The organism is Lactobacillus sp. ESL0681 (assembly GCF_029392835.1).
Taxonomy (GTDB): Bacteria; Bacillota; Bacilli; order Lactobacillales; family Lactobacillaceae; genus Lactobacillus.
The window spans coordinates 1,335,073-1,349,434 of sequence record NZ_CP113943.1; the positions used below are offsets into that span (position 1 = coordinate 1,335,073).

The following is a 14,362-nucleotide window of genomic DNA, read 5'->3' on the forward strand; positions in this document are numbered from 1 at the left end:
AATGAATAATAGTAAATTTACTCACTTCTTAAGGCAATAGCGGCATCTTTTTTAGCAGCGATACGTGCTGGAATGTGGCCACCAATTAGGGTTAAGATAGTTGAAACAATAATCAAAATAAGAATGTGTAATGGATTAGGCTGGGCAACATTTGCTAAGCCAGTGACTTTTACAAATACACTGTTGATTGGAAAACTTAGCAGATAAGCAATTGTAACTCCTAATACGCCGGAAAAGATTCCTAGAATAAAAGTTTCGGCATCAAAGACTCGTGTAATATCTTTTTTGCGAGCACCCAATGCTTTTAAGACCCCGATTTCTTTAGTACGTTCTAGAACTGAAGTATAGGTTAGAATTCCAATCATAATCATTGAAGTAATTAAGGCAATAGCGGCAAAAGCGATTAAGACGTAGGTAATACCATTAATAATACCTCCTGTCATTGAAGTAACAGCGCTAGACATATCGGAGTAAATAATTCGCTCCTCTTTAGGCTTACCTGCATTCCAATTATTCAGATAGTCTAAAACGCGATCTTTGGCCTTAAAGTCATTAGGATAAATCATAAATCCAGTGGGAAGTGAGACTCCACCAAGGCTTTCAATAACTCTCTTTCGACCATAGGAATTAACTGTTTGGCCGTTTAAGACATTATGTTTAGACTTCTTTTGTGCTTTTACAATTTCAGAATTTTGGTTAGCTTTAATGATCTGTTTGGCTAACTCGTCACTATAAGCAATACCGTCGGCTAGAAGTGACATTGAATTTTCATCTTTAGGGCGAATAACTGCTTTGAGATGTAAAGTAATACCATTGCTATGATACATTTCTTGATCAGCTGGTTTAGGTACAAAAAGACCAGTTGGAGTTTTTTCATAGTAATTGTCGTTATTAACAATTTTGAATTTTTTACCTAGTAAGCGTTTGAAGTTTACTTTGTCGCCGATTTTCAAGTTATAACCAAGGTTTTTAAGACAATTAATATTGACTGTATTTTGGTTATCAGCAACCATTACCAAGTCAGTTGGCTTTTTTGGCCAGGAACCTGATAATAATTGGTAATTTTGTTTAAGAAATGTTTGCTTATTGGTATTAAGAGTTGTTGGAAACACTGAGGTACCAACACCAGTAAAGTTAATTGCTTGAGCACGTACAGCATCACTGTTTTGAGCATTATGGGTGTCATTGGGTGAAAAGATGACTCGCTCAATTTTATGATTGTTTTTGGTTAGTAAGTTGAGATTAGTACCTCTTTGATAGGAAATGTTGTTAGCATCATCGGGATTCATCTTATTAATGTACTTAGTATATTGTGGCGTGATTTTATTGACATGCAGAGATTGGGCCATTTTATCTTTCTCAGCCTTAATATAACCATGATTTTTGGCCATTTTGTCTGAAGAACTTTGTTGGCTAGTAACGGCATTAACATCACTAATTGATTCGTTGATAATGACTGGATATTTTGCCAATGATTTACTCATGGTCATGTCAATCTGTTTTTGGAAGCCATTGGAAATCGCTAAGACAACAGCAATAGAAATAATACCAATACTAGCAGCAAAAGCAGTCAATGCAGTACGCCCCTTTTTACTCATGATATTAGTAAAACTAAGTTTGATTGCATTCCAGTAAGACATTTTAGTCCGCTTGAGTTTGAAGGTATCTTCTTGTTCTGTTTGTTCATAAGGACGTGAATCATTCAGAATTTTGCCATCTTTAAAATTAACAATTCTAGTGGCATATTTTTGAGCAATTTCTTGATTGTGAGTCACCATAATTACTAGGCGCTCTTTAGACAATTCTTTGATTAATTGCATAATCTGTTCAGATGTTTGACTATCAAGTGCACCTGTCGGTTCGTCGCAAAGTAAGATATCAGGATTATTGGCTAGAGCACGGGCGATAGCTACTCGCTGCATTTGTCCACCAGATAGTTGACTAGGGCGTTTGTTAACTTGGTCTTTTAAACCAACCTTAGTTAGTGCATCCATTGCTCGTTCATTTCTCTGCTTAGCAGGGATGCCAGAAAGATTCATTCCCAGTTCTACATTGGCAATAATTGATAGATGAGAAATCAAATTATAGTTTTGAAAAACAAAACCAACGGAATTATTACGGTACGCGTCCCAATCGGTATCAGAGAAATCTTGGGTAGATTTACCATTGATGATTAGGTCGCCGCGATCATAACGGTCTAAACCGCCGATAACATTTAATAAAGTGGTTTTTCCAGAACCGCTTGGTCCTAAAACAGCAACAAATTCTTGCTTACGAAAAGAGATAGAAACGTCATCTAAAGCATGAGTAATAGTATCTCCGACATGATAAGATTTAGATAAATTTTGTAGTTGAAGCATGGTGGTATTTCCTTCTAGATAATGCTAATAATAACCTATGTAATATAACAATAAGCTTAGCATTAATATAACATATAGTCCAGTAAAAAAATACCACTTATCTGTTATTTAATACCCTAAAACACCTATGGCAGTAAGGAAAGACAGAATAATAAAAAACAATAAAATTAATGAAATAATAAGTATATGTCGCTTCTTATTCATAACTAAAACACCAGCAAATTCGCGAACAATCGCATTAGGTAGGAAATAAAACCTAGTATAACACCCAACTCCATTAGCAGATAATCCGGCTTTTTTAGCAAAAAGGGATGCGCGAAAAATATGGTAATTATTACTAAAGAATTTGGCTTTGTATGAATTGTTACCAGCATCTTTAGCTGCCAGTTGTCCAGAAAATAGCATGTTTTGGTAGGTGTTTTTGGATTCTGTTTCACGGAGAATATCTTTAGGATTAATACCGCGGGCAATAGCATATTCGGCCATTGCTTGTGCTTCTGGTACTTTTTCGTCACTGCCCTGACCACCTGACATAATTAGTTTAGGCATTTTACGTCCTTTGGCAACTTGTTTTAGGGCATACTGAATAGCGCGATTAATTCTGGCTGCTAATAATGGGGTTACGATTTCGCCTTGATATAATCCTGCACCTAAGATAATTAAATAGTCTTGATCATATTGCTTTGGTACCAGCTGATAGAGACCAAGATTAACTAAAAAGTTGTAGGCCACCAGTAATAAATATCCAACTACAGTTGGTGTCGCGTCAAGTAAAATTCTAAGCCAGTCTGGAAGATCTTTGAAGGGATGGAGCAAGACAATTATCCAAGCAATGATTAGCAATAGACCAATGAAAAGTGTTAGTAAATTTGAAAGATTGTGACTTTCGCGCTGCCAGACAAAATAAGCATTCCATAAAAAAAACACCCATGAAAAAGCAGCCATTAGAGCAATAGTTCCAACTATTAAACCAATAATAATGAAATAGGAGATTAATAAAGGTCGTAAGTTGGTTGCTAGTACCAATACGGTAAACCAGATTCCTAGCATGATGATAAAGAAAGTAAAAAGAACACCATTAAACAATTTACGTGGTTCTTTAAACCAAGAAAATAAAAAAATAAACAATGAAATTAGCAATGCAAGTGATAAAAATGTAAATGGCTGATCATGATTGAATAGTTGGAAAAATTGCATTATCTGTCTCCAAAATAGGTATTATTGATTAAATCCATTATAATGAATACATTGAAAAAAGTCATAGAAAGTGAGGAACTTTTCGATGAGAAGATTTTTTTATTTCCTGGGAAATATTGCCTGTATGATTTTGGCATTTGTAGGTTATAGTTTCTTACAGGTATTTTATTTTTTCCCGAAGCAGATTCAAAAAAAGCTACCACTGACTAATGGGAGCTTATTATTCGTAACTGTGATAGTAACGATAATTATTTTAGGATTACTATTTTATTTATATTCCAAACAATTACAAGAAGATAATGATTGGGAATTTAATGAACGACCGCACTGGGACGGACGGCGAATAACTATCGCTTTATTTGGAATTGTATTGGCGTTTATCGTGAGCATTACTTTGCAAGCAGCTGTGGGTTTAACTAATGGTAAGACTTCAGCTAACCAAGCAGAACTAAACCAAATTTCAAAGCAAGCAGGACTAAGCTATTTATTGATGGTTTGTCTAGTTGCTCCAATTTGTGAAGAAGTCATCTTTCGGGGCATGTTTTTTAATCTTTTTGATCTTATTTTTGATCATGAAACTCCAGCTAGCAAATGGCTTGGAATCATCACAGCAGGTTTTATCTTTGGGTATATGCATGATCCACAGATTACCAAAGCAATTTTAGTTTATTGGGCCTTGGGCTGTGTATTATCTTGGGTATATATCCGGACTAAGGATTTACGGTATTCAATCTTGACGCATATAGGCTATAATTCGTTTCCGTTTTTGTTACTGTATCTGGCATCGTTATTATCTTTAATAAAGTAGTTTAGGATAAAAGGTGACAGGACAGTTGTAATGATAATGACAAAAATTAGGCTAGAATAAATGTCTTGTGGGAAAAGCTGATTCTTGCGACCAATCTGTGCGACGATTAAAGCAACTTCACCACGTGAAATCATGCCTGCACCGACAATATTAGCTGCTGTTTTATCAAAGCCAAATAATTGGCAACTATATTTACCAGCCCAAAACTTGGAGATTATTGCTAAGACTGTCATTACAGCGATAAAACCTAAGTCGCTTAGAAAGCTAGTAAAGGTAATCTCTAGTCCAATTTTTGCAAAAAATACGGGAATAAAAACAGTGTAACCAATAGTACTAATAGCTGTATCGAGTTCTTTATATTGGGTGGTTTGTCTAAGTGCTAGTCCTCCGAAGAAGGCACCGATTAAGTCAGATAGTCCAACGTATTCGGCGAGCCATGCCATGCTTAATACTAAAATTAAGGCGACAATCTTGTTAGCGTGAGCGATGTTTAGTCGATCAGCAACTTGCATAATGTGTGGTGTTAAACGATAAATTAGCCAAAGGAAACCAAAAAAACTAGCTTCAAGTAAAAGATTAATACCTAAATTATTGGTCGGACCACTATTTCCATTAGTATGGCTGAAAGTAGTAAATAAACTTAGTATGACTACAGCAAGAATGTCATCAACCACTGCGGCACCTAGAATTGTCGTGCCAGCAGGTGTGTGCAACTGTCCTTTTTCTTGTAAAACAACTACCGAAATGGATACACTGGTTGCGGCAAAGACGATACCGATAAATAGTGCTTCGATGATTTTCATACCAAATAAAAGACTAGCTGCTCCCATAAAAACTACTGGTAGAATCACACCAACACTAGCAACGGTAAAGCTTAACTTAAAATATTTTTTGAGTAAAGCAAGGTCACTTTCTAATCCTGCTAAAAACATCAATAGTATGACGCCAAATTCTGAGAAGAGGTTAATTAATGCTCCTGGTTTGACGCAATTGAGTAAAGCTGGTCCTAATAAAATACCTGCGATTAATTGTCCAATGACAGCAGGGAGGTTAAGTCGCGTAAATATTTGTCCTAAGAGTACTGAACTAGTTAAAATTAAAATTAATTCTCCTAAAAAATACATTGTTTTCCTTTCATGGGGTAAATAAAAAAACTTTCAAGCTGCCTCCTGACCCAAAGAAGCAAATCTTGAAAGTTTTTACTGTGTAAATAAGAACCCAACCACTAAAAATATTTGTTTGGTTATAATTTTAAGTTAATATCTGATAATTTGCAATCCGATCTGTCTGTTTGAAACTTTTTACGATATCTTAGAATTTACATTATCTAATCTAGCTTTGAGTTTGATTTTCGAATTAAAATAAAATTTTATTGACTTTATTTTTTAAACATTCTATAATCTTTTTATCAAGTATCGGAGGTAATGATTATGATTATCAATAAATGCCATCAGTTACAATTGAATACTTATTATAGCTATTATAGATAGCGTTTGGAGTCATCTAGATGGGTTCAGACGAAAATAAGTTTGAATTTATCTATGATGGCTAGAGCTATTTGTTTGCGGTTAGTCACATAATTCTTAAGTGGCTAGTTGCAGCGATTAATTTTTTAAAATAATTTTGTGATACCTGCTTAGGAATAAGTGGGTATTTTTTTGTTACTAATTTTTATGGAGGAACAATAATGAAAATTAAGAAAATGTTAATGGGTCTTAGCTTAGCCGGACTTTTATTACTGGGCGGTTGTAGCAATAAGTCTGATAAAAAAGCCGAAGTTAAACATGTGGGCGTCTTGCAGGTGGTACAACATCCATCGCTTGATAAGTCATATAAGGGATTTAAGAAAGGCCTTAAGGAGGAGGGGTATGTTGAAGGTAAGAACCTTAAAATTGATTATCAAAATGCCCAAAATAGTCAAGATAATTTGAAGAGTATGAGTGATAAGCTAGTTCATGAAAAGCCAGATTTGCTCTTAGGTATTGCTACTCCAGCAGCACAAAGTTTAGCTAATGCTACCCAAGATATTCCAATTGCTGTGACTTCGGTTACTGATTTAAAAGCTGCAAAATTGGTCGACTCTTATGCCAAACCTGGTAGAAATGTTACAGGTACGACGGACATGGCCTCAGTTGATAAGCAAATTAAGTTATTATTGTCAATTGTGCCTAAAGCTAAAACGATTGGCATCATGTATAATGCGGGAGAAACAAATTCAAAAGTACAAGCTGATTTGGCAATTAAAGAATTGAAGAAGGCTGGGGTTAAAGTTGTGATCAAGACTGCCAATACAACTAATGATGTGCAACAGGCAACAGAGACTTTAGCCGGCAAAGTTCAAGGTATTTTCTTACCGACAGATAATACTTTTGATTCTGCCGCTTCGCTTGTCGGAAAAATCGTTAAGGAAAAGAAGGTACCATTAGTTGCTGGTTCAGTTGATCAGGTTAAAGTTGGTGGTCTTGCTTCAATTGGAATTGATTTTGAAGCTCTCGGTGTACAAACTGGAAAAATGGCAGCTAAAATTTTGTCAGGTAAGGCTAAACCACAAAATATGCCAGTGCAAAAACCGGCTAATCTAAAATTAGTAGTTAACAAGAAGATGGCTAAGGCTCTAGGAATTGATCCTAAGTCCATTAAAGCTCCTAAATAAAATAAAAAGTCTTTGGATAAAGTCTGCATGCAGCTTTAAGCCAAAGGCTTTTTGTATTTGAGATTATATTGTACTTTATTGCTTCTTTAAACAGTTATCCAATAATTTTATCACTTGCTTACTAGACCTGTTTGCTCAGGATTTTTGGGGGTAGTTTTGGCCAGTAAAGCTAAGCTAATGGAAATCATATCAACTACTTCTTGTAAAATGGCACCAAAAAACGCGGGAATTACGCCGGTAAAAGCAATTAATTCAATGATGATAACGATTGTGATTGCGGTCAAGACATCAACATTAGCGACTTTCATTGTGTGTTTAGAAATTGCTACAGCGTCGTTCACCTTGGACAAATCATTAACCATGATTACTGCATCAGCACTTTCGCTGGCAGCTGAAGCACCCTTGGCACCCATAGCGATACCAACATCTGCAGCGGTCAAGCTTGGAGCGTCATTGACGCCATCACCAGTCATCACTACTGGACGATTTTCGGTTGGAACATCTTTAATTGCTTGAATTTTTTGTTCAGGTAATAATTCAGATCGGATATCATCTACACCAACAGCTTGTCCAATTTGATCAGCGACGTCTTTGTGATCTCCAGTCAGCATCATAATATGACGACCACCTTGGCGCTTAAGACGGGCAATAGTGGTTTTACTTTCAGGACGCAGCTCGTCTGTGAAGGTAATATAACCGGCGTACTTGCCAGCAATTGAAATATAGACTGCGGTTGCGTTAACACCAGTAATTTTTTGTTCAGGATCTATATAGCTAAGCTTGCCAACCTTGATTAATTTGTTTTCAACCATGCCACTGACTCCGGCTCCAGTTGCTTCTTTAATATCAGTTGCAGGTTTAAGCATTTGTTTAGGTGTAACGTCGACTAAAGAATTAGCGATAATGTGATTGGATTGCTGTTCAACACTAGCCGCGTAACTTTGCAAAGTATTTTTGTCGTAACCTGCCTGTTCAATTGCGACAATTTGATCGACAACTAAATGATTTTCTGTTAAAGTTCCAGTTTTATCAAATGCAAAAGTTTGGGCGTTAGCTAACTTTTCAATTGTTGGACCAGACTTGACAATAATATGGTGCTTGGACATGGAACTCATTCCTGATACTAAGGCAACTGGAGCGGCAATTAGTAATGGACAAGGAGAAGCAACAACCATTACTTCGGCGAAGTTCACAGGATTGCCAGAGTGAATCCAAGCGGCAATTCCGATTGCTAATGAAATTACTGTAAAAGGAACAGCGTAACGATCAGCCATCTGTACAAATTTAGCAGGTTTAGCCTGAGAAGATTTAACTAAAGCAACGATTGTTTGATATTCAGACTCACTGGCTTTTTTAGTGACGGTCATCTCGACTGCAACGTTACCGTTAATAGAACCGGACATTAAATCGTCACCTGGTTTTTTGTTAACCGGCACAGATTCTCCAGTTAAAGAAGATTCATCAAAACTAGATGTTCCTTTAACAATTTTGCCATCTACCGGTACTTGTTCGCCTGGTTTAATTAGCACGTGGTCATTTAACTTTAATTGTTCAACATCAACCGATACCAGATTGTCGTTAACTATTTTATTGGCAATACTTGGTGAATTATCAAGTAGCGATCTTAATTCACGATCGGCTTGCCCAGTGGCATAATCTTCAAGAGTTTGACCACCAGTCATCATGACTAGAATCATCCATTCTGCCCACTGATCGCCAATTAAAATAGTTGAGACTACAGCGATAACTGCTAAGATGTCTACGCCATAGCGCCCACTTTTGAAATCCGTCACGATTTCAAGTAATAATGAAATTGACATCATAATACCGATAATATCAATTAGAATAGTTTGAATTGGGAATTGTAAATTTCCAATTTGAAATAGGCTTTTAGCTTGGAAACCAAACTGGCAGATTAGTCCAATTACGCCGACTACTAAGACCAGAATGAATTTCCATTGTCGTTTTAAATTCATTGTTTGTTAAACCTCCAAAATAATTAAAATAACAATAATTACCTTAAGTTTAACATGGATTTAGCAATTTTAATTAGAATAAGTCTAAATTGGACTGAACCAAACTGGGATAATAAAAAAAGACTAAATTTTTTAGTCTTCCTTGTTGCGATAATTGCTTAGTTTAATAACTTTATCTGTCTGGTTAATATTAGGTCTTACCGAGTCGGTCTGATAATTATGCAGCTCGTCAGAATTAAGCTGTGCATTTTTTGCACGACTAATTGAATCAATGATATCCGAAGAGGACATTGTAATGAAATTATCATTATCGCCGTGATCATGTTTATCGGTAAAGTAGTGGTTAATCTTATGAATTCCAGCCATAGAAAAGTGTTCTTCATGAGCTAATTCTAGTAGCATATTGTGCAGTCGGCTGGCTGAAACTACTTCATGTTCAAGCATTTCAAAAATTAATGAAATGCTAATGCTGTTTGCTTTAAACTGTTTAGCAATTTTTTCTTGATCAAAAGCAGCAGAAATCGGTTTAATTTTGTCGGATTGTTCTGAATCTGTTACTAAGCGTTGCAATTGCTCGATTATTTTGTTCTTTTCGGTTGGTGATAATTCCTCACTACGGGAATAGGAGCTGTTTTTGATAATATCTTCGATTATCAAAAATAAGGTATTGATATTGGTCTTTTTTATCATTTTAGACTCTCCTTACCTGAAGATTTTTGCTAATTGTTATTCTATTATCGTACAATATTTCATAATAAAAAATAACCTGTGTTATTTTTTAAATTACATGTGTTATATAACTTCAGCTTTACAATAAGTTAAATTTTAATTGAATAGTATACTCAAGTAAAACCCATATAGAATAACAATTAACAACGTTTTCATGTCTTTTTATTTATTATAGTACATAAAAAATAAAAGTACATAGTAAGTTTAAAAAAACAGTAAAAAGACCAAAAAATTGTAGTTAGAAATCTTTTTTTGTAGCTAGTGTTACTTTATATTTTTGCTCAAAATTGTGAACGACGTAATTAAATGCTTTAATCCATTCGCGTCTAGTTAGCAGCCCTTGAAAGACGCCATAGTCATCAACAACAGGTAAAAATGCATTATCAACTAAGAGATGAAGTTGTGCCTCTAAGGTAGTTTGGACAAAATTGATTTTATCAAATTCAGTTTGCATAACATCTCGTACTTTTAATTGATTCAATGGTTCAAGCGTAATTTCGTCAGTAGCCATCATTTTATCTGTAATCATTGCTAAACTAAGTAAACCAACCACGTGATTTTCTCGATCAAGTACTGGAACTTTAGAATATTTGACACGGGTCAAAATCAAGAATGCATGGTAGAGCGGATTTTCATCCTCTACAATAGCAATACGAGAAGCTGGAATTAAAAATGAACCAGATTTTTCTTGAATTAGTTGTTTAATTGCTGGTGAGAACATCGGAAGTCCTTTCGAATATTTAAAAAGTCCCATAAAAAGGGAAAAGGCCCGCAAATTTTGCGAGCCTGTTAGTTTCATCTACTTTGAAGGAGTAAGAATGAATGAAATAAAAAAGTGGGAGTATGTAGCAAGTTTTTTTACTTCCTTGCTACAATTTATATAATAGCTTGAAATTATGAATTAAGCATGGAAAAAGTCTTACGAAATGGTAAAGAATTTCTTTAGAACTGTTAAAGGAGAAAGAAAAACCCACGCAACACACGTGAGTCGAAAGGGATAGATATAAAATTGACTTATAAAGTCATTTAATTTGTTTCATTATTTATACTTGGAGGAGTATGAATGAAAAACAAAAAAGTTGATTGTAATATAGCAAACTTTTTTGTTTTGCTACATTACACTTTTAGTATAATCGATAAATGTGAAAAAAGTATGACGAAATTAAAAATAATTATTTTGTTCATAATCCCAAAATTGTTTGCTTTAGCATCACTTGTTATAATTAACAGTGTTTTAGCAAATCAGATTATTGTCATTATTTGACACAGAGGAGAAATATGGAATCTCAAAAGTATCAGTAAAAAACCGTTTTTTGGCTAAGATTTTCAGGCTGGCTGTGCTTACTGCCTGCTTCAGGCTGGCTCTATTTTTACCAGATTGCTAGTCAATCAAGTTTTGGTAATAATTCATATTTATTTTTGCTGCAATTGTTAGTAATTGTAGTGTTTGCAATTTATTTGTTGGTAACTGCTAATAATCAGCGTTGGACTAAGCCGAAAAATTTACAAATATTAATGATTTTTTCACTTTTATGTGTTTCGTTTATTGTATTCATTCCAATTTACTTAGCTTATAGCAACTGTAAGAAACTGAATAGATGAAACTGATGCCGATAAAATATTTAAATTTAGTAAAGGACTAGGCATAATTCTATGTCTCATAACAATGTGTAGTACTATAACAGTTAAGTATATTTGTTTGTTGAGGGAGAAATATGAGTAAAAAAGAGCAGGTTGATTCAAAAAGCAAACGCTTAGGGAAGTTTGTTTTAACAACAATTATCTACTGCCTTATTTTAATGGCATTAATCTATTTATATCAATATAGCGGTCTTAATTCAGTTCATTTCATATACAATGAATTTTAAGGTGGTGCTAATTAAATGATCAAAGATATAATTAAAAAAATTGATGAAATTGCTTTAGCTAATCCAGATCGTATTGCTTATGATTATCTTGGTCAAACCAATACTTATGGCGATCTGAAACAACGTTCAGATGCTTGGGCAAATAAAATCAATCAGCTAAATCTTTCACCAGCTAGTCCTGTAATGATTTGGGGTGGTCAAACTTTTGAAATGGTGGCTAGTTTTTTGGGATGTGTCAAGGCTGGACATGCCTATATTCCAATTGCTAGTTATTCGAATGCTGAGCGATTAGTAATGATTCAGGAGATTGCGCAAAGCGAAGCTGTTTTAGCAATTGATCAATTACCTAAAATTGCTATGCCTAAAGTTCAAGTAGTTAAACCGGATCAAGTTGAAAATACTGATGTTGAGTTAGATTCAGCAAATTTTGTTCATGGTGATGATAACTTTTATATCATTTTTACTTCAGGAACTAGTGGCAAACCTAAAGGGGTACAAATTAGTCACAATAACTTACTTAGCTTTGTTAATTGGATAATAACTGATTTTGCATTGCCCAAAAATCCAAGTTTTTTGGCGCAGGCGCCATACTCGTTTGATCTTTCAGTAATGAGTCTTTATCCTGCATTGGTAACTGCGGGTAAACTAGTTGCATTGCCTCATGAGGTAACAGAAAACTTTGCGCAGTTGTTTGCGACTTTACCTAAATTACAATTTAATGTTTGGGTTTCTACTCCATCATTTGCACAAATGTGTTTTTTGGATAAAACTTTTACGGCAGAGCATCATCCTAATTTGTCACATTTTATGTTTTGCGGTGAAGAACTGCCTCATAATGAAGTAACGCAGCTTAAGCAGAAGTTTCCACAAAGTAAGATTTTTAATACCTATGGACCAACTGAAACAACAGTTGCAGTGACTGAGGTTGAGATCACTGATGATATTTTAGCGCAGTATGATCGTTTGCCAATTGGACGCGTTAAGGCTGATACGACGATTACAATTGATCAATCCAAAGGTGATGAGCCAAATGAAGGTGAGATTGTCATTGCCGGTCCCAGTGTTTCTAAAGGATATTTAAATAATCCTGCTAAAACGTCTGCTGCATTCTTTAAAGCATCAGATAGTCAATATCCTAGTCATCGGTCAGGTGATGAAGGATTTTTTGAAAATGGCTTACTCTTTTATCGTGGACGAATTGATTTTCAGATTAAATTTAATGGTTATCGGATTGAACTAGAAGAGATTAATCATTATTTAAATAAAAATAAGTTAGTTGATGTGGGGGTGGCTGCTCCCATTTATAATCAAGATCATACCGTTAAGCAAATTGTTGCTGTAATTAAGTTAAAGGCATCGGCCAAAGAAAAGTTTACGGAAGCTGAAATCACTAAACAGATTCGGGCTAGTTTAGCTAAAGATATTATGCCGTACATGATTCCGCAACGTTGTCTTTACCGTGAACAATTACCGATTTCACAGAATGGTAAGGTTGATATCAAAACGGTTATAAAGGAGGTTAATGAGTAGTGCATCTTAACTTCATTAACTTACAGCCTTACGCCAATCCGCAGTATTTTTTGTATTTGATCATTGGGTTAATTCCGATGATTGTCGGTCTATATCACGGACACAGATTTAAAACTTATGAAGCTGTTTTTTCATTAGTCTTCTTATTTCTGATTTTTGATGCTGATAAATGGCAACAAGGTGTTAGCCTGATCGTTTATTTGGTATTGGAATTACTTTTAACCTATGCTTATTTATATTATCGTAAGGTGGGTAAAAATAAAACCTGGATCTTTTATCTAGCTGTGATTGCGGCGATTATACCGCTCATTTTAGTAAAAGTACAAACAGCTTTTCCCAAAGCTAAAATCCCAGGTGTACTTGCTTTTTTGGGTATTTCCTATATTACCTTTAAGACAGTGCAAGTAATTATGGAGATTCGCGATGGGGCAATCAAAGAAGTAAGTTTCAGTACTTATCTAAGATTTCTACTATTTTTGCCGACTTTTTCATCGGGACCAATTGATCGTTATCGTAGGTTTGCTAAGGACGCTAATTCGGCTCCCCAGAGGTCGCAGTATCTCGATGATTTAAATCATGCGGTGCGCTATTTATTTCAAGGCTTTTTGTATAAGTTCGTCTTGGGTTGGTTCTTTGGAACTTATTGGCTGCCAAGATTAAGTAAGGCGGCTTTGATTGCTGGAACAGCGCATGGTGGATTAAAATTATCATGGTCGCTTGTAGCCTACATGTATTGTTACAGTATGTATTTGTTTTTTGACTTTGCTGGTTATTCATTGTTTGCAGTGGCGATTTCATATTTCATGGGAATTCACACGCCGATGAACTTTAATAAACCATTTAGTGCTCCCAATATTAAAGAGTTCTGGAATCGTTGGCATATGACTTTATCGTTTTGGTTTCGGGACTACATTTATATGCGGTTTACATTCTTTGCGATGAAGAAAAAGTTGTTCAAGAATCCTGTTAGGTTATCACAGGTTGCGTATCTGTTACTCTTTCTAGTTATGGGATTTTGGCATGGCTTGACTTGGTACTACATTGTTTATGGGATTTTTCATGCAACTGCAATTATTATTAATGATGCTTGGCTCCGTTTTAAAAAGCGGCACAAGGGTTTACTGCCATCGAATAAGTTTACGCATGGTTTAGCGATATTTACAACATTTAACGTAGTTTGTTTTAGTTTTTTAATTTTTTCTGGGTTTCTTAGTCAACTATGGTTCGGCTGGATGTAAAGA

At 35.1% G+C, this 14,362-nt stretch carries 11 protein-coding genes and 1 other annotated feature; of the genes, 5 read left to right on the plus strand and 6 right to left on the minus strand.

The annotated features are described in order from the left end of the window. Positions 1-17: 17 nt before the first annotated feature. Complete coding sequence (locus tag OZX59_RS06400) at positions 18-2,360, minus strand: ABC transporter ATP-binding protein/permease (RefSeq protein WP_277125360.1); 2,343 nt, start codon at positions 2,358-2,360, stop codon at positions 18-20. Between the two features lie 108 nt (positions 2,361-2,468). Continuing rightward, positions 2,469-3,557 (minus strand): ElyC/SanA/YdcF family protein, encoded by a 1,089-nt coding sequence (locus OZX59_RS06405; RefSeq protein ID WP_277125362.1) that lies wholly within the window; start codon positions 3,555-3,557, stop codon positions 2,469-2,471. An 85-nt stretch (positions 3,558-3,642) separates the two neighbouring features. Here OZX59_RS06405 and OZX59_RS06410 point away from each other — a divergent pair, with 85 nt between their 5' ends. Further along, positions 3,643-4,365 carry a type II CAAX endopeptidase family protein gene (locus OZX59_RS06410; RefSeq protein WP_277125364.1) on the plus strand — a complete coding sequence of 241 codons (723 nt, stop codon included), beginning with the start codon at positions 3,643-3,645 and terminating at the stop codon, positions 4,363-4,365. On the opposite strand, the gene OZX59_RS06415 is transcribed toward OZX59_RS06410, so the two are convergent. Beyond that, positions 4,305-5,489, minus strand: a complete 1,185-nt coding sequence (locus tag OZX59_RS06415) for a cation:proton antiporter (protein WP_277125366.1) — start codon at positions 5,487-5,489, stop codon at positions 4,305-4,307. The two genes, OZX59_RS06410 and OZX59_RS06415, sit on opposite strands and share 61 nt — an antisense overlap. 40 nt (positions 5,490-5,529) lie before the next feature. After that, positions 5,530-5,589: a sequence feature (sodium ion sensor (DUF1646 type); this cis-regulatory element may regulate processes involved in with the transportation of sodium ions), on the minus strand. A gap of 463 nt (positions 5,590-6,052) precedes the next feature. Between OZX59_RS06415 and OZX59_RS06420 the strand changes: the two genes are divergently transcribed. Next, the gene (locus OZX59_RS06420; RefSeq protein WP_277125368.1) at positions 6,053-7,018 is read left to right on the plus strand and encodes an ABC transporter substrate-binding protein; all 966 of its coding nucleotides are present in this window, start codon (positions 6,053-6,055) and stop codon (positions 7,016-7,018) included. Between the two features lie 110 nt (positions 7,019-7,128). On the opposite strand, the gene OZX59_RS06425 is transcribed toward OZX59_RS06420, so the two are convergent. The 3 genes from OZX59_RS06425 to cbpB form a co-directional block, all read right to left on the minus strand. Further along, positions 7,129-8,994, minus strand: a complete 1,866-nt coding sequence (locus OZX59_RS06425) for a heavy metal translocating P-type ATPase (protein WP_277125369.1) — start codon at positions 8,992-8,994, stop codon at positions 7,129-7,131. A gap of 132 nt (positions 8,995-9,126) precedes the next feature. Then, a complete protein-coding gene (locus tag OZX59_RS06430; RefSeq protein WP_277125371.1) occupies positions 9,127-9,684 on the minus strand; it encodes a hypothetical protein in 558 nt (185 codons plus the stop codon). A 277-nt stretch (positions 9,685-9,961) separates the two neighbouring features. Further along, a complete protein-coding gene (gene cbpB, locus OZX59_RS06435; RefSeq protein WP_277125373.1) occupies positions 9,962-10,444 on the minus strand; it encodes a cyclic-di-AMP-binding protein CbpB in 483 nt (160 codons plus the stop codon). Between the two features lie 994 nt (positions 10,445-11,438). Here cbpB and OZX59_RS06445 point away from each other — a divergent pair. Genes OZX59_RS06445 through dltB form a run of 3 tightly spaced genes read left to right on the plus strand, consistent with a single transcriptional unit; the run spans position 11,439 to position 14,359 of the window. Then, positions 11,439-11,591, plus strand: a complete 153-nt coding sequence (locus tag OZX59_RS06445; protein WP_277125375.1) for a teichoic acid D-Ala incorporation-associated protein DltX — start codon at positions 11,439-11,441, stop codon at positions 11,589-11,591. Between the two features lie 15 nt (positions 11,592-11,606). Then, positions 11,607-13,121: a D-alanine--poly(phosphoribitol) ligase subunit DltA gene (gene dltA, locus OZX59_RS06450; protein ID WP_277125377.1), complete on the plus strand. Its 1,515-nt coding sequence runs from the start codon at positions 11,607-11,609 to the stop codon at positions 13,119-13,121. Further along, positions 13,121-14,359, plus strand: coding sequence for a D-alanyl-lipoteichoic acid biosynthesis protein DltB (dltB, locus tag OZX59_RS06455; protein ID WP_277125379.1), 1,239 nt, complete (start codon positions 13,121-13,123; stop codon positions 14,357-14,359). Before dltA ends, dltB begins: the two co-directional genes overlap by 1 nt. Positions 14,360-14,362: the final 3 nt, after the last annotated feature.

What these genes read in the sequence shown, in the direction of transcription:
- OZX59_RS06405 (WP_277125362.1), bottom strand. Translation starts at nt 3,557, where the DNA reads ATGCAATTTTTCCAACTATTCAATCATGATCAGCCATTTACATTTTTA.
- OZX59_RS06400 (WP_277125360.1), bottom strand. Translation starts at nt 2,360, where the DNA reads ATGCTTCAACTACAAAATTTATCTAAATCTTATCATGTCGGAGATACT.
- OZX59_RS06445 (WP_277125375.1), top strand. Translation starts at nt 11,439, where the DNA reads ATGAGTAAAAAAGAGCAGGTTGATTCAAAAAGCAAACGCTTAGGGAAG.
- cbpB (WP_277125373.1), bottom strand. Translation starts at nt 10,444, where the DNA reads ATGTTCTCACCAGCAATTAAACAACTAATTCAAGAAAAATCTGGTTCA.
- OZX59_RS06425 (WP_277125369.1), bottom strand. Translation starts at nt 8,994, where the DNA reads ATGAATTTAAAACGACAATGGAAATTCATTCTGGTCTTAGTAGTCGGC.
- OZX59_RS06415 (WP_277125366.1), bottom strand. Translation starts at nt 5,489, where the DNA reads ATGTATTTTTTAGGAGAATTAATTTTAATTTTAACTAGTTCAGTACTC.
- OZX59_RS06420 (WP_277125368.1), top strand. Translation starts at nt 6,053, where the DNA reads ATGAAAATTAAGAAAATGTTAATGGGTCTTAGCTTAGCCGGACTTTTA.
- OZX59_RS06430 (WP_277125371.1), bottom strand. Translation starts at nt 9,684, where the DNA reads ATGATAAAAAAGACCAATATCAATACCTTATTTTTGATAATCGAAGAT.
- OZX59_RS06410 (WP_277125364.1), top strand. Translation starts at nt 3,643, where the DNA reads ATGAGAAGATTTTTTTATTTCCTGGGAAATATTGCCTGTATGATTTTG.
- dltA (WP_277125377.1), top strand. Translation starts at nt 11,607, where the DNA reads ATGATCAAAGATATAATTAAAAAAATTGATGAAATTGCTTTAGCTAAT.